Annotated in this window: 15 protein-coding genes; 12 read left to right on the top strand and 3 right to left on the bottom strand. The window is 58.0% G+C overall.

Going from position 1 to position 18111, the window contains the following annotated elements:
• Window positions 1–65 precede the first annotated feature (65 nt).
• The gene (locus K5Q35_RS15305) at window positions 66–1430 is read left to right on the top strand and encodes a formimidoylglutamate deiminase (RefSeq protein ID WP_220800172.1); all 1365 of its coding nucleotides are present in this window, start codon (window positions 66–68) and stop codon (window positions 1428–1430) included.
• 142 nt (window positions 1431–1572) lie between these two features.
• Entirely contained in the window at window positions 1573–4590 is a 3018-nt protein-coding gene (locus K5Q35_RS15300) for an aminotransferase class III-fold pyridoxal phosphate-dependent enzyme (protein WP_220800274.1), read from the top strand.
• A gap of 10 nt (window positions 4591–4600) precedes the next feature.
• On the opposite strand, the gene K5Q35_RS15295 is transcribed toward K5Q35_RS15300, so the two are convergent.
• The 3 genes from K5Q35_RS15295 to K5Q35_RS15285 form a co-directional block, all read right to left on the bottom strand.
• Window positions 4601–5644 (bottom strand): PLP-dependent cysteine synthase family protein, encoded by a 1044-nt coding sequence (locus K5Q35_RS15295; RefSeq protein ID WP_220800171.1) that lies wholly within the window; start codon window positions 5642–5644, stop codon window positions 4601–4603.
• A gap of 38 nt (window positions 5645–5682) precedes the next feature.
• Window positions 5683–6408: a sulfite exporter TauE/SafE family protein gene (locus K5Q35_RS15290; protein WP_220800170.1), complete on the bottom strand. Its 726-nt coding sequence runs from the start codon at window positions 6406–6408 to the stop codon at window positions 5683–5685.
• Between the two features lie 223 nt (window positions 6409–6631).
• Window positions 6632–8113 (bottom strand): PLP-dependent aminotransferase family protein, encoded by a 1482-nt coding sequence (locus tag K5Q35_RS15285; RefSeq protein ID WP_220800169.1) that lies wholly within the window; start codon window positions 8111–8113, stop codon window positions 6632–6634.
• 154 nt (window positions 8114–8267) lie between these two features.
• Here K5Q35_RS15285 and K5Q35_RS15280 point away from each other — a divergent pair, with 154 nt between their 5' ends.
• The 10 genes from K5Q35_RS15280 (at window position 8268) to pta (ending at window position 17958) form a co-directional block, all read left to right on the top strand.
• On the top strand, window positions 8268–9284 hold the full coding sequence (locus K5Q35_RS15280; RefSeq protein WP_220800168.1) for a TRAP transporter substrate-binding protein: 1017 nt from the start codon (window positions 8268–8270) through the stop codon (window positions 9282–9284).
• Between the two features lie 61 nt (window positions 9285–9345).
• A complete protein-coding gene (locus K5Q35_RS15275) occupies window positions 9346–9894 on the top strand; it encodes a TRAP transporter small permease (RefSeq protein WP_013960747.1) in 549 nt (182 codons plus the stop codon).
• Window positions 9894–11234 (top strand): TRAP transporter large permease, encoded by a 1341-nt coding sequence (locus K5Q35_RS15270; RefSeq protein WP_220800167.1) that lies wholly within the window; start codon window positions 9894–9896, stop codon window positions 11232–11234. Before K5Q35_RS15275 ends, K5Q35_RS15270 begins: the two co-directional genes overlap by 1 nt.
• A gap of 24 nt (window positions 11235–11258) precedes the next feature.
• Entirely contained in the window at window positions 11259–11762 is a 504-nt protein-coding gene (locus tag K5Q35_RS15265) for a universal stress protein (protein WP_220800166.1), read from the top strand.
• A gap of 24 nt (window positions 11763–11786) precedes the next feature.
• The gene (locus K5Q35_RS15260; protein WP_013960750.1) at window positions 11787–12173 is read left to right on the top strand and encodes a nuclear transport factor 2 family protein; all 387 of its coding nucleotides are present in this window, start codon (window positions 11787–11789) and stop codon (window positions 12171–12173) included.
• Window positions 12174–12200: 27 nt separating this feature from the next.
• A complete protein-coding gene (locus K5Q35_RS15255) occupies window positions 12201–13595 on the top strand; it encodes an FAD-binding oxidoreductase (protein ID WP_220800165.1) in 1395 nt (464 codons plus the stop codon).
• A 25-nt stretch (window positions 13596–13620) separates the two neighbouring features.
• Window positions 13621–15402 carry a sulfoacetaldehyde acetyltransferase gene (gene xsc / locus K5Q35_RS15250; protein WP_013960752.1) on the top strand — a complete coding sequence of 594 codons (1782 nt, stop codon included), beginning with the start codon at window positions 13621–13623 and terminating at the stop codon, window positions 15400–15402.
• A gap of 98 nt (window positions 15403–15500) precedes the next feature.
• A complete protein-coding gene (locus K5Q35_RS15245) occupies window positions 15501–16538 on the top strand; it encodes a YeiH family protein (protein WP_013960753.1) in 1038 nt (345 codons plus the stop codon).
• Between the two features lie 18 nt (window positions 16539–16556).
• Complete coding sequence (locus tag K5Q35_RS15240) at window positions 16557–16916, top strand: cupin domain-containing protein (RefSeq protein ID WP_220800164.1); 360 nt, start codon at window positions 16557–16559, stop codon at window positions 16914–16916.
• 43 nt (window positions 16917–16959) lie between these two features.
• Window positions 16960–17958 carry a phosphate acetyltransferase gene (gene pta, locus K5Q35_RS15235; RefSeq protein ID WP_220800163.1) on the top strand — a complete coding sequence of 333 codons (999 nt, stop codon included), beginning with the start codon at window positions 16960–16962 and terminating at the stop codon, window positions 17956–17958.
• The last annotated feature ends 153 nt before the right edge of the window (window positions 17959–18111 follow it).

Here is an 18111-nt window from a genome sequence, read left to right as displayed (position 1 = left end):
ACTTGCAAGTTGGCGTTCTTGGTGTTTTATGTGCATACATAATATTATGTCAAGCGGAGTGAACCATGCAAAGGATTTGGGCTGAAAAGGCGCTGTTACCCTCTGGCTGGGCGTCAAATGTGCAGGTCGATATTGATGTGCAAGGCCGCATCGGTGCGGTCCAGCCCGACGCACCCGAGACCGGCAGCCGCGTTGCGATGTTGCTTCCAGCCCCCGTCAATGTTCACAGCCATGCGTTCCAACGCGCCATGGCGGGCCTGACCGAGCGGCGCGGCCCCGACCCAAGCGACAGCTTTTGGACATGGCGCCAGTTGATGTTCCGCTTTCTCGACCGCCTGACGCCGGATCACATCGAAGCGATCACGGCATTCGTGCAGATGGAGATGCTGGAGGCCGGATATGGCGCGTCGGTCGAATTTCACTATCTGCATCACCAGCCGGGCGGCGCCATTTATGACAGTATCGCGGAAACATCCGAACGCGTGGTGGCTGCAGCGGATCGCACGGGTATGGGGCTGTGCCTGTTGCCCGTGCATTATCAATTCGGCGGCTGTGACCAGCGTGACCTGACCACGGGGCAGATACGGTTCGGCAACACGTTTGAACGGTTCCAGAGGCTGCATGCGGCGGCCTCGAGCAGCATCAGGAATGCTTCGGCAGACTGCAACATCGGCGTCGCGCCCCATTCCCTGCGTGCGGTCGGCATTGCCGATCTGCAAGCCTATGGCACGGCATTTCCGGACGGTCCAATCCACATGCATCTGGCTGAACAGCGCGCCGAAGTCACGGAGGTCGAAGCGCATTGGGGCGCGCGGCCCGTGGTTTGGGCGTTGGACAATATGGACCTTGATGCGCGCTGGTGCCTGATCCACTGCACCCAGATGACCCCTGACGAGACGATCAACCTTGCACGTTCAGGTGCGGTTGCGGGTCTTTGCCCGATCACCGAAAGCAGTCTGGGCGACGGGATTTTCGACGCGGTGCGCTGGGTCGATCATGGTGGGGCCTTTGCGATCGGGTCTGACAGCAACATCCACATTTCACTGAGCGAAGAGATGAGGACGCTGGATTACTCCCAACGGCTGCGTGATGGCACGCGCGCAGCGCTGGCATCGCCCGGGAAATCAACAGGGCGGCGGATTTTTGATGACATCCTGCAGGGTGGCGCGAAGGCGGCGCAGCGCGCGTCAGGGCGCATCGAGGCCGAATGCTGGGCGGATATGCTTTCGCTTGATACAACCTCGGAACACCTGTGGGGCAGGGACGGCGACACGGCGCTGGATGCATGGATTTTCGCAGGGGATGACCGTTTGGTGACGGACGTCTGGTCTGCCGGGCGGCATATGGTGAAAAACGCGCAGCACGTGGAACGCACGAAGATCGTCGCAGATTACAAACGAACAATCGACGCGTTGCGGGATGCTTTATGACCGCCCCTGATTGCGGGTTCGCGAAGGCTGCGGACCCCGGTACGGGCCGGTTTTGGGCGGCATTTCTGATGCGTGTTTCTTGACAGCACAGAACGACAACCGCATCACAGGCGCAGGTGAAGTACAAGCGGGCGGGTGGGTCATGGACAAAACGGCAAAGCGCATTCAGCACTGGCAATCCGTCCTTGCGCAAAAGTGGCACATCAACGCAGAGCTGACGCCGCTGGACGGTGAATATGACCTGAATTTCCGCGCGACAGCCGAGGATGGCGCGGGCTATATCGTCAAGGTCATGCGGGTGGGCTGCGACAGATGGCTCGTCGATATGCAGGTGAAAGCGTTTGAACACATCACCGCACGCCAGCCGCAATTGCCCTGCCCCATGGTTATTCCCGCGACGGACGCGGCGTCTTTGCTGACGATCAGGGACGAGAATGGGCAGGAACGCCTTGTGTGGTTGCTCGGGCAGTTGCCGGGGCGATGTTATGCCCATATCGCCCCTAAAAGCGAACCGCTGATCCATGAGGTGGGGCAGGTGCTCGCCGGGACGGCAATGGCCTTGGCGGATTTTCACCACGAAGGGCTGGCGCGCGATTTCAAATGGGATTTGATGCGTGCGGCGTGGATCGGGGACGAGATAACCTGCATCACCGACCCCGCCCGGCGCGAGATGATCAAGGACATCCACGCGCAGTTTGCCGCCCTGATGCCCGCGTTGAACGCGCTGCCGAAACAGGCCATCCACAATGATGCAAACGACTACAACATCCTTGTCACAGGTGCGCTGTCTGCGCCGCGCCGGGTCTCGGGCCTGATTGATCTGGGCGATATGTGCGCGGCCCCCCGGATCTGTGATCTTGCCATTGCGGCGGCTTACGTTGTGCTTGATCATGCCCGCCCCGAAGCGGCCCTTGCCGCTCTCGTTGCCGGGTATCATGCGGTTTATCCGTTGACGACGGGCGAGCTTGATATGCTCTGGCCGTTGCTGCGCATGCGCCTTGCGGTAAGTGTCGTGAATTCTACGCTCATGGCGGCGGATAGTCCCGATGACCCTTACGTGACGATCTCGCAAGCACCGGCCTGGCGATTTCTGGAGGGCAACACCCTGCACGCCGGTCTGCTTGCCGCCCGCCTGCGTGCAGCCTGCGGATTGCCCGTGGTCAAAGGGGCCGAGCGGGTTCAGGCTTGGCTGGAACAGGAACGCCGAAATTTCGCGCCTTTGATGGGTTGTGATATCTCAGACGCCCCGCTGGGTTCGCTTTCTGTTGAGCAGTCAACCTGGCCCCAGAACCCGTTTCACATGCCATTGGAAGAAGCCGCCAGAGTGGGCGCGGAGTTCGAAGATCAGGGCCGCATCTGGCTGGGCTATTACCATGAGCCGCGCCTGATCTATGCAGAACCCGCCTTTCGTAAAGGGCCGTGGAAGGCCAGTGACCGGCGCACGGTCCATCTGGCCGTTGATGTGTTCACCGCAGCGCGCACGCCCATGTTTGCCCCGATGCGCGGCGAGGTGTTTGTTGCCGAATACCGCGCCGGACATCTGGATTACGGTGGTGTCATAATCCTGCGCCATGAAACGCCGCAGGGCGATCCGTTTTACACGCTCTATGGTCATCTCGACCCGGAGTTTCTGGATCGGCTGCGCGTCGGTCAGGTGATCGAGCGGGGGCAAGAATTCTGCCGTTTGGGCGATGCGACGATGAATGGTGGCTGGGCCCCGCATGTGCATTTCCAGCTTGCGCTGACGACTGAGGGCATCGAGGCCGATTGGCCCGGTGTCGGTGACCCTGACGAGATGTATCTGTGGCGTGCCATCTGCCCCAACCCTGCTGCATTGCTGAACCTTGAGGACGACAGGGTGCGGTATGCTCCGACCTCAAAACACGACATCCGGGAAGCGCGGAAGCAGAAATTTGGCGGTAACCTGAGCCTTTCCTATGCCGACCCGGTGATGCTGGTGCGCGGCTGGAAACACCATCTGTTCGATGAATGGGGCCGCCCCTATCTGGACGCCTATAACAACGTGCCCCATGTGGGTCATGCCCATCCGCGCATTCAGGCGGTGGCTGCCGATCAGCTGAAACGCATCAATTCAAACACCCGCTACCTACACCCGGCACAAACGGCGTTTGCGGACAAGATCCTGTCGAAACTGCCGGATCATCTGCAGGTCTGCTATTTCGTGAATTCGGGCACCGAAGCCAATGAATTAGCCCTGCGTCTGGCGCGCGCTCATACGGGTGCCAAGGGGATGGTCACACCCGATCACGGCTATCACGGGAACACGACCGGGGCGGTCGATATCTCTGCTTACAAGTTCAATAAACCGGGTGGTGTCGGGCAATCCGACTGGGTGGAACTGGTGGAAATCGCGGATGATTACCGGGGTTCTTTTGGCCGCGATGATCCGATGCGCGCGCAGAAGTTCGCCGATCTGGTGGACCCGGCCATCGCATCCTTGCAGGACAAAGGGCAGGGGGTCGCGGGCTTTATCGCCGAAACCTTCCCGTCCGTCGGGGGGCAGATCATACCGCCCAAGGGTTACCTTGCTGCTGTCTATGCGAAAATTCGCGCCGCCGGCGGGGTGTGTATTGCGGATGAGGTACAAACGGGTCTGGGGCGGCTGGGCGCGTATTACTTTGGGTTTGAGGTTCAGGAGGTTCTGCCCGATATCGTTGTGATGGGCAAACCCATCGGCAACGGGCACCCCCTCGGCGTGCTGGTCACAACGCGCGAGATCGCGGCGAGTTTCGACAACGGGATTGAGTTTTTTTCAACCTTCGGGGGCTCAACGCTGTCATGCCGGATTGGCCGCGAAGTTCTGCAGATCGTGGATGATGAAAACCTGCAGGATAACGCGCGCCAAATCGGTGGGCAGTTGATGGCGGGTCTCAAGACGCTGGAAGCGAAATACGATTGTGTGGGTGACGTGCGCGGTATGGGGCTGTTTCTGGGGGTGGAATTGATCCGCCCTGACGGCGCGCAGGCGCCTGAGATATGCGCCTATGTCAAAAACCGCATGCGCGATCATCGCATCCTGATCGGCAGCGAAGGGCCGAAAGACAATGTGCTCAAAATCCGCCCCCCGCTGACCATCGAAGCGGAGGATGCCGCGATGATCATAGAGGTGCTGGATCACATTCTTGGCGAAGTTGCCTGAGCGTGCCTGATCACTTGAAATGGGTGTTCAGGTGGTCGGAATAATCCTGATAGGCCCCGATACAGTGGCTTACCCAATCCGGATTGTAATAGGTGTCCAGATAGCGATCTCCGCTGTCGCATAACAACGTGACGATCGACCCTTCACGCCCGGCTTTGATCATGTCCTGTGCGCGCTGCAGTGCCCCCCAGAGGTTCGTTCCAGAGGATGGCCCCGTCTTGCGCCCGATCAACTCTTCGAGCCACAGCATGGTTGCCACGCTCGCAGCATCCGGCACCGCGATCATGTGATCAATAATGCCGGGCTGAAAGGAGAGTTCGACTTTGGGCCGCCCGATCCCTTCGATGCGGCTGGATTTGTCCGACAGCAGATTGCGATCCCCTGTCATGTAGCTTTGATAAAACACGGAATTTTCCGGATCCACGACCGTGAGTTCCGTATCATAGCCCTTATAGCGAATGTAACGGCCCAGAGTGGCCGACGTGCCGCCGGTGCCCGCACTCATCACCAGATGCGCGGGGATGGGATGGAGTTCCTGTTCCATCTGGGTGAAAACGCTTTCGGCAATGTTGTTGTTGCCCCGCCAATCAGTGGCACGCTCGGCATAGGTGAATTGATCCATGAAATAGCCACCGATTGACGCGGCGAGCGCAACCGAGGCCTCATGCATCTGCGGCGCGGCATCCACAAAGTGAACCTTGCCGCCATAAAACTCGATTTGCCGGATTTTACTGCGGGCGGTGCTTTTGGGGAGTACGGCAATAAAGGGGACGCCGATCATCCGCGCGAAATAGGCCTCCGAAACGGCGGTGCTGCCAGAGGAGGCTTCGACGATGGGTGTGTCCGCGTTGATCTTGCCGTTGCACAACGCATATAAAAACAACGACCGAGCGAGGCGATGTTTGAGGCTGCCTGTGGGATGCGTGCTTTCGTCTTTCAGATAGATATCCACACCGGTGAGGCGCGGCAAAGGGAGCTTGAAGAGATGCGTGTCAGCCGAGCGATGCGCATCGGCGTTGATCTGGCGAATGGCGTGGGCGACCCAAATGTCCATGAAACTCTCCTTACGTGCGGTTGCCAGCCCGGCACCGTTTAAATGGATTTGAGCAAGAGCAACAGCGCGCCGGTTGAAGAAATCGACAGCATCAGGAAACGGCCCGTGGCTTTGGTCATGTACCCGCGTACCCGCTTTCCGGCGGCATAGCCGATGATCAGGCCGGGCAGGAGCATCAGCCCAAGAAACGCCAGCTGCGCGGAAAATGCCCCGGCAAAACTGAGGGCAACCAGCGATGAAATATAGGAAAAGGTGAAAACAAGCGCCATCGTGGGGCGTGTTTTCTCAATGCGTTCGTTCTGATAAAGCACCACCAGCGGCGCGCCGGGAATACCCGTGGCAGTGCCCATGACCCCAACCGCAACGCCACATACCGCAAGGTTGCGCGATGTCAGCGCGAGCGCTTTGGCAAAAACGGTCACTGCGACGGCCACCAGTATCAGCAGCGCAAACAACACGCCCAGCGTATCGGTCGGAACCAGTATGACGATCGCCGCCCCGATCGCGGTCCCGATCAGGATGGTGGGCAGCAGGAATGCCACTTCTCGCTGCACAACATTCGCGCGGCCATCGCCAAGCATCAGAAGGGATAAAAACAGATTGATGAACAACATCGGCCCGGGGACATATTCAAGGCTGACGAGCGCCAGCAAAGGGGCCGCGATCATGCCAAATCCCATGCCGGTTGACGTCTGTACCAGCGCCGCGAGGATCACCACGCCATTTGCGAGCACCAGCGACGAGATCGGCTGCGTGAATTCCATGTCGCCTGTTCCTGTGTTGCGCGCCTGTGCATCTTGGTCGAAACCGGGCGCATCGTGGTGCAATGCGGCACCTTAGGGCTTTGTCGTTGGGACTGGCAACGGCGTTTCTCCGGGGGTTTGGCGCAGGCGGGCGGGTTGCAGCACATTCGCATGATCAACCAATCCCGAACGGGGTGTCGTGATGCAGATATCCGGTGTCGGGCTTGCAGTTATGGAACTCAACTCACAGCTTTTGTGCTGCGGTGACTTTCGCAGCGATCAACCGCACGCCTTCGGGAATTTTATCCACCGGGATCGAAGAGTAGCCCAACCTGAAAAACCCCTTTGGCTGATTGTCTCCGCTGAAAAACGGCGCGCCGGGTTCTATGACGACACCGTCTTTCAGCAACTCCGTGGCGAGGGTTTCGGTATCAATGCCGTCCGGCGTTTTGACCCAAAGACTTGTGCCCCCAAATTGTGCGGCGCCTGAAATCTCCAGATCAGTATTGCCAAGCGCATCGACCACAGCGGCGCGGCGTTTGGCAAAGGCGCGTCGCATGTCGCGGATCAACAGATCGTAATGACCTTGAGCCAGAAAATACGCGGCCGTTCTTTGCAGATGGCCGGGCGGGTGCCTCAGGATCATCGAGCGCAATTCGCGCGCTTCGGCAATTACGCGTTCGGGTCCGACGAGGTATCCCAACCGCAAACCGGGAAACAGCGCTTTGGAAAAGCTGCCCGCGTAAAGCACACGCTGGTCTTTATCAATTGCCTTCAGCGCGGGGCTTGGCGGCTGGATAAAGCTCATCTCGAATTCATAGTCATCCTCGACAATGATGAAATCATGCTCCTGTGCTTGCTCAAGCAATCGTAGTCGACGTTCCCGTGTGAGCGTGGCACCGGTGGGCGCATGGTGGCTCGGGGTGACGAAAACTGCCTGCGTTCCAATCGGGATCTTGTTGGGCGGCAGCCCGTATTGATCAACATCAACTGTCGTGATGTCGGCGCCGCACCACTGCAATGCCTGCAACGTGTCTGGATAGCCGGGGTTTTCACACACGGCCTTCAGTGGTCTGCGCGTTAACAATTCAATCGCCAGCCAGATCGCATTTTGGGCCCCCACAGTGACAAGAACCTGATCTTGGTTGGCCGTAATGCCACGACGCGGCAGCATGCGGGACAGAATGTAGTCGACAAGTAACGGATCATCCGTGGCCCCGTTACCCGCCATCAGGTCGAAATCGCGCTTTCCGATGGCCTGTCGCGCGCATTCCCGCCACGCGGTATGATTAAAAAGTGCTGTGTCCATTTCGCCGAACACAAACGGATAGGGCAGGGCGCGCCAGTCTTTCGGCTTGACCACGCGTCTTCGCGCGGCGAGGTTTTCTGACAGGATATTCTTCCAGACTTCACTGTTTTCAATGGGTTCGTTGACATGCCCTTTGGGCAGGCGTGGGACCGCGTCCGTTTTGGCGACGAGGTAACCGCTGCGGCTTTGCGTTTCCAGATACCCCTGAACCACCAGCTCCTGATAGGCGAGCGTCACCGTCATGCGGGCCACGCCGAGGTGTTCTGCGAGTTTGCGCGAAGAGGGCATGAGTGAGCCGGGCAAGGCCTGCGTGGAAAGGATCGACTCGATCACTTTCTCGCGGATCTGCGTTTGAAACGGACGCCGGGAGGTGCGATCGAGAAAAAAGACGTCGGGCGCGATGCGAACTTTAGCCATCGCCCAATTCTTGAGCTTTACTGGTCTAAGTCAATAGAAAAACTGGCCCTAACGATTGGTTAACGATTCCTTCTATCCGTCGCTCAGCCGAGAGGGAGGTGGAATGCTCCTCCTGCGGCAGAGCGCACAGGCGCACAATATTTGGGAGGACGATATGTCTTATTTCACACGTTTCATGGCGTCGACGGCGATTGCGCTGAGCGCCACGTTCATGAGTGTCGGCATGGCCGATGCAAAGAATTTCAAGATCGCAGTTGGGGACAGCGGTGGCAGCAGCCAAGAGGCGACCGGCGTTGCCTTCGTGCAAGCTCTGGAAGAGCTTTCGGGTGGCGCACACACGGCCACGCTGTTTCTGAACGGCCAGCTTGGCTCCGAGCAGGACACGGTCAACGAAGCGGCCATCGGCACGCTGGACATGTCCATTCTGGCAATCAACAACGTCACACCGTTCTCGCCGACAGTCGGTGTGTTTTCACTGCCCTACGTCATTCTGAGCCTCGAGGATGCGGAAAAACTGACCCAAGGCCCAATCGGTCAGGAACTGACGGAAAACACAATCGAAGATGCAGGTGTGCGGATTATCGCATGGACCTATACAGGCTTTCGCCGCCTGACGAACTCCAAAAAGCCGGTGACATCCGTGGCGGACCTGCAAGGTCTCGTGATCCGCGTGCCCAAAAACGAAATCATGATCGACACCTATAAAGCCTGGGGCATCAGCCCGACCCCGATGGCATGGTCGGAAACCTTTGCGGGTCTGCAAACCGGCGTAGTCGACGGTCAGGACAACCCCTACACGACCATCAACGCGATGAAGTTCTATGAAGTGCAAAAGTACGTCACGAACATTCGTTACATCTTTTCCATCGAGCCGCTGATCATCTCTGAGCAGGTGTTCCAAGAGCTGTCCGCCGAAGATCAGCAGACCGTTCTGGACGCCGGCAAAGCCGCGACAGCTGCCTCCGCACAATTTCTGCGCGACAAGGAAGCCGAGATCAAACAAATCCTGCTCGACGAAGGTATGGAAATCTCTGATCCGGAAAACAACGAGGAAGAGTTCATCAAGCTGGCAACCGAAGCCGTCTGGCCAAAATTCTATGACAGCATCGGCGGTATCGAAAAGATGAACGCTGTGCTGGCTGAAATCGGTCGCGCGCCCGTGTCTGAATAATCGCAACTCAAAACGTCGGAAGGCATCTAATGGTGCCTTCCACAACTGAAAGCGGGGGGTCATGACAAAATTCTGGTACATCATCGACAACATAGAGAGCTACATCTGTCGCACGTTGCTCGCGGTATTTGTGTGCCTCTTGTTCTTGCAGGTCATCGTTCGGACCCTGTTTGATTTCTCGTTCTCATGGGTCGAAGAACTTTCGATTTACATGTTCGTGTGGTTCGTCTTTTTCGGCGCAAGCTATGCCGCCAAAAAGGGTGCGCACAACCGGGTCACCTTTCAGTTCAAGTTTCTGCCAAATGGCGCGATCAAATATATCGAGGCCTTTGCCGATCTCTTCTGGGTCTTCTTCAACGTCTATTTTGTCTATCTTTCTATAGACTTCATCTTCAACAAGATGAACCGGTTCCAGTCTTCCCAGACCATGGGGTTCCACCTCAGCTGGGTCTACATCGTTCTGCCCATCGCCTTCACCCTGATGACGTTCCGCGTCCTTCAGGTGAATTACAAAAAGATCGTTCTGGGGGAAGACCTGCGCGATCCTGACGCCATCGATCTCGAAGAAATTCGCGCCGAAACCACAACGCCCAAGCAGGAGAAGAAGTAATGGAATCGCAAATCATCCTTATCCTTTTTGGCGGCTTCCTGCTTTTGATGGCCATCGGTGCGCCAATTACGGTTGCGCTTGGTGTGTCCACGCTGATCTCGTTCCTCTATCTGGATGAGAACCCGATCAAATTCGTTCAGATCGCCTTTACCTCCGTCGGGTCATTCCCGCTCATGGCGCTGCCCGCGTTCATTCTGGCGGGTGCCTTGATGGAGGCCGCTGGATTGTCACGACGCCTCATCAATGTGGCGGAAAGTTTTGCCGGGCCTTTCACAGGCGGCATGTCCGCCGCGACGGTTTTCGCCTGTCTCTTCTTTGGTGCGATCTCAGGCTCAGGCCCCGCGACCACGGCGGCGGTCGGTATGTTGATGATCCCGGCCATGATCCAACGTGGGTACGGGCGCAGCTATGCCTCTGCCATCACCGCGTCATCGGGCGGTCTGGGCATTGTGATTCCGCCATCGATCCCGTTGATCATCTTTGGCATCGCAGCCCTTGGCATGCCCGCGCCACCCGCAGCAGTTGAACAGTTCGGCCAGTTCCAGACCGTATCCATTCCCAAACTCTTCATCGCAGGCTTCATGCCCGCCTTCCTGATCGCCGGCAGCTTGTTGCTGATGAATTACATCCTCGCCAAAAAGCATGGCTATAAAGGCTCATCTGAAGGCTGGTCGGCGCGTTTGATCTGGTGCGAAATGTACCGTGGTTTCTGGGCGCTGATGGCCCCTGTGGTAATCCTCGGCGGCATCTATTCCGGCTTCTTCACGCCGACAGAGGCTGCAATCGTGGCGATCTTCTATACACTTGCCGTTGGAACGTTCATCTACCGCGAACTCAGCTGGACCAAACTGTTCACCGCACTTGAGACGACCACATGGCTCACCGGGCGCGTCCTGCTGATCATGTTCACCGCGACCGTTTTCGGGCGTCTGCTGGTCGAAAACCAGATCCCGGCGGTCATTGCAGATGGAATGCTCTCGGTCACAAGCAACATTTACATCATCTGGGCGCTGGTGATCCTCTTCCTGCTTTTTGTCGGCATGTTCATGGAGACGTTGGCGACCATTCTGATCCTCGTGCCTGTCATGCTGCCAGTCGCCTATAGTGTCGGGATCGACCCGATCCACTTTGGTGTGGTGATGGTGTGCTGCCTCGGCATCGGGTTCCAGACCCCGCCACTGGGCGAGAACCTGTTCATCGCCTCGGGTATCTCTAACATCTCGATCGAAAAGATATCCGTGGCGGCCCTGCCGTTTGCCTTCATCAACACGATTGCGATTTTCATCATCGCCTACGTCCCTGAAATCACGCTCTGGCTCCCTCGGGTCCTCGGTTATTGATCGCTGATCAGAAAAGAGTTCATCATGAAATCCAAGATAACCAATATCCTGTGCGCCACGGATCTGTCCAAACACTCGGCCTACACGCTGTGTCACGCGGCCAGCCTCGCGGCCGCCACCGGTGCCAAACTGCACATGGTGCACGCGGTCCTGCCGATGAGCGACGACGTCAAGATCACTTTGCAGATGTTCATGCAGACCACAGATTCCGCGGAAACGGCAATGAAAGCGCGCCATGATCACGCAAGGGCCGTCATGGCGGAACGGCAAAAGTCGTTCTGGGCGCATGTGGACGAAGAAGACCGCGATATACAACAGCAGGTCGAGTCAATCGAGCTGGTCGATGGATACCCTGCCGAGGTGATCCTGCGCCGGGCCGCCGAGCTTGCGTGTGACCTGATCGTTGTCGGGGCCCATGAGCACGGGTTTTCTCAGACCTTCCTTGGCACCGTCGCGAAACGTGTGCTGCGCCGTTCCACCATTCCGACGCTGGTCGTGCCCTATCGGGACGACGAGTCGAATTCCTGATCCTCACAAACACTGGAGACGAAAATGTCCAAGACCCTGACCGCCCAAGACCTGTCCGATACATTCGATGCGTTCAACCGCCATGATGTCGATGGCGTCATGACCCACTTCGCCGATGATTGCGTCTTCTACACCGTTGGTGGCGACGCGGTTTATGGCGGCAAAGTCGAAGGTGCCGAGGCCATCGCCGCCGCGTTTTCCGCCGTCTGGGCCGGCATGAAAGACGCCCATTGGGACCACCACAGCCACTTTGTGCACGGGGACCGCGCGGTGTCCGAATGGACTTTTTCGGGCACGGGCGCTGATGGCATGCGCGTTGAGGCGCAAGGCGCTGATCTGTTCACGCTGCGCGACGGTAAGATCGTCGTAAAACAGGCCCTGCGCAAATCCCGCCCGCCTTTCAAAGCGTAATTTTCGTCTCGTTGATGGAGCAGTAAAATGCCACACAGACCAAAGCACTGGCCCAAGGCCAGCTATGACCCGCGCTATGATCCCATTGTGGACGCGGGCCCGGGTCACAACCGGGATCATGCGCCAACCTACTGGATTGGCACAGCAGGCACACCACCTGAAGATGATGGACCGATATCGGGTGACATCGATGTGGATGTTGTCGTTGTCGGGTCTGGTTATACAGGGCTGTCTACGGCGATCCATCTCGCAAAAGAGCATGGGATCAAGGCGCATATCCTTGAGGCCAACACAGTGGCCTGGGGCTGTTCCACCCGCAACGGTGGGCAAGCGCAGATCTCGTCTGGCCGTCTCAAGCGGTCGGAATGGATCAAGCGTTGGGGTGTTGATGTGGCCAAAGGCATGCATGCCGAGGTCTGCGAAGCCTTTGAGCTGTTCAATGATCTGATCGGGTCTGACGACATTGACTGTGATCCGCAAACCGGTGGCCATTTCTATATGGCACACCGCGAAAAGGTCATGGCCAAGCTGGAAAAGGAATGCGGTGTTCTGAACGACGTGTTCGGCTATGGCGCACGCATGGTGTCACGCGATGAGTTGCACGAGAACTACGTGCGCGATCAGGAAGCACATGGTGCCCTGTGGGAGCCTGACGGCACCTCGATCCATGCCGCCAAACTGGCGTTCAGCTATGTGCGACTGGCGCGCAAACTTGGTGCCAAAATACACACCGCCAGCCCCGTGATGGGCTGGAAGACCGTGAACGGGGTGCACCACCTCACCACGCCGGGTGGTATCGTGCGCGCGCGCGCCGTGGCCTTGGCGACGGCGGGATATACGCCACCGGGTCTGAATGAAAAAACCAAGCATCGCCTGATGCCGATCCTGTCAAACTCCATCGTGACGCGCCCACTGACCGACGAAGAGAAGGCGGAATGCGGGTTTCAGGTAAAATCACCCCTGACGGATACGCGCACCCTGCGGCATTACTACCGGTATCTGCCGGATGGCCGGGTCCAGATCGGAAGCCGCAGCGCCATCACGGGTCTTGATGCGGAGAACCCCAAACACCTGGCTCTTTTGCAAAAAGGCCTCTATCGTAAGTTTCCGGTGCTTGAGGGCATCGATTTGGATTACTCTTGGTGGGGATGGGTGGATGTCAGCCATGACATGATGCCCAGGATTTTCCAGCCCGATCCCAAGCAGACGATCTTTTATGCGATGGGCTATGGCGGCAACGGCGTGATGTACTCTGCACAGGCCGGCAAACGCATGGCGCAGATGGTGGCGGGCAAGGGCAAGGATCTCAAGCTCCCGATCTTTACGTCGCAACTGCCAAGCCATGGCATTCTCACCCCTTTCCGCAGGTTGGGGCAACGGGTGGCCTATCCCTACTACTACGCCCGCGACGAAATTCTCTGACTTCTCTGATACAAGGATTATTGACATGAAAATGACGACAGAAGAGGCCTTTGTTAAGGTCTTGCAGATGCACGGCATCGACAACGCCTTCGGGATCATCGGCTCCGCCATGATGCCGATCTCGGATCTCTTCCCGGCAGCGGGTATCAAGTTCTGGGACTGTGCCCATGAAACATCCGGCGGCATGATTGCGGACGGCTACACCCGCGCGTCCGGCAAAATGTCCATGGCCATCGCACAAAACGGCCCCGGCATCACCAACTTCGTGACGCCGATCAAAACGGCATATTGGAACCACACGCCCATGTTGCTGGTGACGCCACAGGCGGCCAACAAGACCATCGGTCAGGGCGGTTTTCAGGAAATCGAACAGATGAAATTGTTCGAAGACATGGTCTGCTATCAGGAAGAGGTGCGCGATCCGTCCCGCATGGCTGAAGTGCTGAACCGTGTGATTGAAAAAGCATGGCGCGGTTGTGCCCCTGCACAGATCAACATACCCCGCGATTACTGGACGCAGGTGATCGACATCGAACTGCCCCAGATCATCCGTCTGGAACGCCCACAAGGCGGCACCCAAGCGGTCAAGGAAGCGGCAAAACTGCTCTCAGAAGCCGAATTCCCCGTGATCCTGAACGGTGCAGGCGTGATCCTGTCCGGTGGCATCGACGCCTCTGCCAAACTGGCCGAAGCGCTGGATGCGCCGGTGGCCTGTGGCTACCAGCACAACGACGCCTTCCCCGGCTCGCATCCTCTGGCAGTTGGTCCTTTGGGCTACAATGGCTCCAAGGCGGCGATGGAACTGATCCAGAAGGCGGACGTCGTTCTGGCGTTGGGTAACCGTCTGAACCCGTTCAGCACGTTGCCTGGCTACGGCATCAACTACTGGCCACAAGACGCCAAGATCATTCAGGTCGACATCAACTCCGACCGGATCGGGCTGACCAAGAAGGTCGACGTGGCCATTCAGGGCGACGCCAAAGCTGTGGCTGAACAGTTGCTCGCACAGCTCAGCGATGGTGCTGGCGACACGGGCCGCAAAGAGCGTACCGATCTGATTGCCATGACAAAATCCCGCTGGGCGCAGGAACTGTCATCAATGGATCACGAGGACGATGCGGACGAAGGCGTCACATGGAACGAGCGGGCACGCGACCGCCAGCCCGACCGCATGTCACCCCGTCAGGCATGGCGCGCGATCATGTCCGCGATGCCATCAGATGCCATTGTGTCCTCGGACATCGGCAACAACTGTGCGATCGGTAACGCCTATCCGTCCTTCGACAAGGGCCGCAAATATCTGGCACCGGGCCTCTTTGGTCCCTGTGGCTATGGCTTGCCCGCGATTCTCGGTGCGAAAATTGGGTGCCCGGACGTGCCGGTGGTCGGTTTTGCCGGTGACGGCGCATTCGGCATCTCGATGAACGAGATGACGGCTTGCGGTCGGGGCGATTGGCCTGCGATCACCATGGTGATCTTTCGCAACTACCAATGGGGTGCGGAAAAGCGCAACACCACCTTGTGGTTCGAAGATAACTTCGTCGGCACTGAGTTGAACGAAGGCGTCAACTACGCAGAGATCGCCAAAGGCTGTGGCGTCAAAGGCGTGCAAGCCATCGGCATGGAGCAACTGACAGACGTTCTGAACACTGCAATCAAAGAGCAGATGAAAGACAATGTCACCACCTTCATCGAAGTTGTTCTGAACCAGGAACTGGGCGAACCTTTCCGTCGCGACGCGATGAAAAAGCCGGTTTCGGTTGCGGGGATCACTGCATCCGATATGCAGCAGCAACAGATCGGCTAACTGCCAGAAATCGAAGGGGGCGCGCAGACTGCGGCCCCTTCGCCTCTATTCAAAACGCCGCGCAAGCCGGCAAGCGCGCGACCAAGGAGATTTGTCCGATGGCTACCCCATTGACTGCCCAAACCAGTGTTTTTGGTCGTGTTCAGACGTTTTTATCCGACAATGGGCCGGGTTTTGCGGTCTCGGTCGTTGTTGCGGCAGCCGCGCAATTCCTGTCCGAACATTATGGTGCCCCGGCGATGCTGATGGCGCTGCTATTGGGCATCGCATTCCATTTTCTTGCCGAAGAAGGGCGCTGTGTCACGGGTATCGGGTTTACATCCAAAACCGTGCTGCGCATTGGTGTCGCGCTGTTGGGCGCGCGCATCAGCGTGGAACTTCTGATCGGTCTGGGCCCCAAGCTGATCGGGCTGGTGGTCGCCGGGGTGATCCTGACGATCCTCTTTGGTCTGTTGGGTGCGCGGCTGCTTGGACGCGGCTGGCGCTTTGCTTTGCTGACAGGCGGGGCCGTCGCGATCTGCGGGGCCTCGGCCGCCATGGCCATCGCGGCCGTTCTGCCCAAGAACGAACATTCCGAACGCAACCTCATTTTCACCGTCCTCAGTGTCACGATCCTGTCCACCGTCGCCATGATCGCCTATCCGATTATCACCTCCGCGCTGGCGCTTGATGACATCGCAGCGGGCGTCTTCCTCGGCGGGACGATCCACGATGTAGCGCAGGTGGTCGGGGCCGGATTCTCTGTCAGCAACGAAACCGGCGAGACGGCGACCCTCGTGAAACTGATCCGCGTCACCATGCTGGCCCCGGTCGTGCTGGTCTTTGCGCTGGTGATCCGCGCCTTTGCCGAAGATGCTGACGCCGGGGACAAGCGCCCGCCGCTGATGCCGTTTTTCGTGGTCATGTTTCTGGTGCTGGCGGCGATCAACTCCTTTGGTTTGATCCCGGCCTTTGCCCAGTCCTTTCTGGCGGATCTGTCGAAATGGGCGCTACTGGTGTCGATTGCGGCGGTCGGCATGAAAACGTCGCTCAAGACGATATTTGATGTGGGCGGTCAGGCGATCGTTCTGATCGTAGCCCAGACCATCTTTATTGCGGGCTTCATCCTTTACGGCATCACCCATTTCGCCAGCTAACCTGATAGGACCGAACACATGCGTGTCATTGATTTCAAAGACGATGCCCCCCTTACCAAACGCCGCCTTGCTGACCTGCCCGACCGGGTGGTCGAGGGCGATCCGCACCACGAAACCCAGATGCGGTTCAAAAGCCTGGACGGGACGATGCTGGCGGGCACATGGACCAGCACGCCCGGCAAATGGATCGCTTTTGCGGACCGCGACGAATTCTGTGTTCTGCTGAGCGGGCACATCAAGCTGATCTCGGATGATGGCACCGAACAGGAGTTTCGCGCCGGGGACAGCTTTGTCATTCCCAACGGGTTTCGCGGTTTCTGGCATGTGCTTGAAACCACAACCAAGCATTTTGTGATCCGGGACTACAGCGCGGATTAACGCCGCGTCGACCCGCAGGTCTCGCATTTTTCGGAGTATCGACATGACACCGCTACAGCAAATTATGGACAACGCTGTCCGCCTGAACCGCAAGATCGTTCTGAGCGAAGGGGAAGACCCGCGCGTGATTGAAGCGGCCATACGAGCGCGGCAACGGCAGATCGCGCGGATCGTTCTGGTCGGGGATAGCGACAGGATTGTCTCCGCTCTCACGCAAGCGGGTGCCGATGATCTGGATGGTATCGAAATCCAGGACCCTGCAAATAGTGCGCATCTGGCCGAGTTGACAAATACCTATTACACGCTGAGACAGCACAAAGGGGTGACACCAGAGATTGCGGCGCAAACTGTGCAGAACCCGCATGTGTTTGCCGCTTTGATGGTTCGGCTTGGGCATGCCGAGGGGACGCTTGGCGGGGCTGTGACCGCCACCGCTGAAATCGTGCGCACGGCAATTCAGGTGATCGGCACCGCGCCGGATGCCAAGATGGTGTCGAGTTTCTTTCTGATGTTGCTGAACCAGGACCACCATCCGAAACAGGGTGTACTGGTCTTTTCTGATGCGGGTTTGGTGATTGAGCCGAATGCTTCGGAAATGGCCCAGATTGCTGCAGCGTCAGCAGTGTCATTTTCCAAACTTATGGGTGAAACCGCAAAAGTCGCAATGCTGTCGTTCTCAACCAAGGGAAGTGCGGGCGGTGAGAAAGTGTCCAAAGTCGTCGAAGCGACCGCTTTATTGCGCGACATGGCGCCTGATTTGATCGTGGACGGGGAATTGCAATTCGATGCAGCCTTTGTTCCCGAGGTCGCCGCCGCCAAGGCGCCGGGGTCTGCGGTCGAAGGGGAGGCGAATGTCTTCATCTTCCCTAATCTGGATGCTGGTAACATCGCCTATAAGGTTGCCCAACGGATTGGGCGCGCGCGGGCGGTCGGACCTGTCTTGCAGGGCCTTGCGCAACCAGCCAACGATTTGTCGCGGGGCTGCACCGCGGATGACATCTTTGACATGATTGCCGTGACAGCGGTGCAATCCGGGCGTTGACGTCTCCTTTATACTGGCCCCCGATTAGGGTCGGGGCTTAGCGTCCGCAATCCCCCCACGTGTACTTTAGGGAGGGTTCGTCAATCTGGCTTGTTGCGCAAAATTTCCATGACGGCGTTTTTTGCGGGTTTGAGGGTTTCTAGGGTTTTGGCG

The organism is Roseobacter sp. OBYS 0001, from assembly GCF_019654895.1.
Taxonomy (GTDB): domain Bacteria; phylum Pseudomonadota; class Alphaproteobacteria; order Rhodobacterales; family Rhodobacteraceae; genus Roseobacter; species Roseobacter litoralis.
This window is presented reverse-complemented; position numbering and strand designations above follow the sequence as displayed.

What these genes read in the sequence shown, in the direction of transcription:
- K5Q35_RS15245 (WP_013960753.1), top strand. Translation starts at nt 15,501, where the DNA reads ATGGCTACCCCATTGACTGCCCAAACCAGTGTTTTTGGTCGTGTTCAG.
- K5Q35_RS15300 (WP_220800274.1), top strand. Translation starts at nt 1,573, where the DNA reads ATGGACAAAACGGCAAAGCGCATTCAGCACTGGCAATCCGTCCTTGCG.
- K5Q35_RS15270 (WP_220800167.1), top strand. Translation starts at nt 9,894, where the DNA reads ATGGAATCGCAAATCATCCTTATCCTTTTTGGCGGCTTCCTGCTTTTG.
- K5Q35_RS15265 (WP_220800166.1), top strand. Translation starts at nt 11,259, where the DNA reads ATGAAATCCAAGATAACCAATATCCTGTGCGCCACGGATCTGTCCAAA.
- K5Q35_RS15260 (WP_013960750.1), top strand. Translation starts at nt 11,787, where the DNA reads ATGTCCAAGACCCTGACCGCCCAAGACCTGTCCGATACATTCGATGCG.
- K5Q35_RS15290 (WP_220800170.1), bottom strand. Translation starts at nt 6,408, where the DNA reads ATGGAATTCACGCAGCCGATCTCGTCGCTGGTGCTCGCAAATGGCGTG.
- K5Q35_RS15255 (WP_220800165.1), top strand. Translation starts at nt 12,201, where the DNA reads ATGCCACACAGACCAAAGCACTGGCCCAAGGCCAGCTATGACCCGCGC.
- pta (WP_220800163.1), top strand. Translation starts at nt 16,960, where the DNA reads ATGACACCGCTACAGCAAATTATGGACAACGCTGTCCGCCTGAACCGC.
- K5Q35_RS15285 (WP_220800169.1), bottom strand. Translation starts at nt 8,113, where the DNA reads ATGGCTAAAGTTCGCATCGCGCCCGACGTCTTTTTTCTCGATCGCACC.
- K5Q35_RS15280 (WP_220800168.1), top strand. Translation starts at nt 8,268, where the DNA reads ATGTCTTATTTCACACGTTTCATGGCGTCGACGGCGATTGCGCTGAGC.
- K5Q35_RS15305 (WP_220800172.1), top strand. Translation starts at nt 66, where the DNA reads ATGCAAAGGATTTGGGCTGAAAAGGCGCTGTTACCCTCTGGCTGGGCG.
- xsc (WP_013960752.1), top strand. Translation starts at nt 13,621, where the DNA reads ATGAAAATGACGACAGAAGAGGCCTTTGTTAAGGTCTTGCAGATGCAC.
- K5Q35_RS15275 (WP_013960747.1), top strand. Translation starts at nt 9,346, where the DNA reads ATGACAAAATTCTGGTACATCATCGACAACATAGAGAGCTACATCTGT.
- K5Q35_RS15240 (WP_220800164.1), top strand. Translation starts at nt 16,557, where the DNA reads ATGCGTGTCATTGATTTCAAAGACGATGCCCCCCTTACCAAACGCCGC.
- K5Q35_RS15295 (WP_220800171.1), bottom strand. Translation starts at nt 5,644, where the DNA reads ATGGACATTTGGGTCGCCCACGCCATTCGCCAGATCAACGCCGATGCG.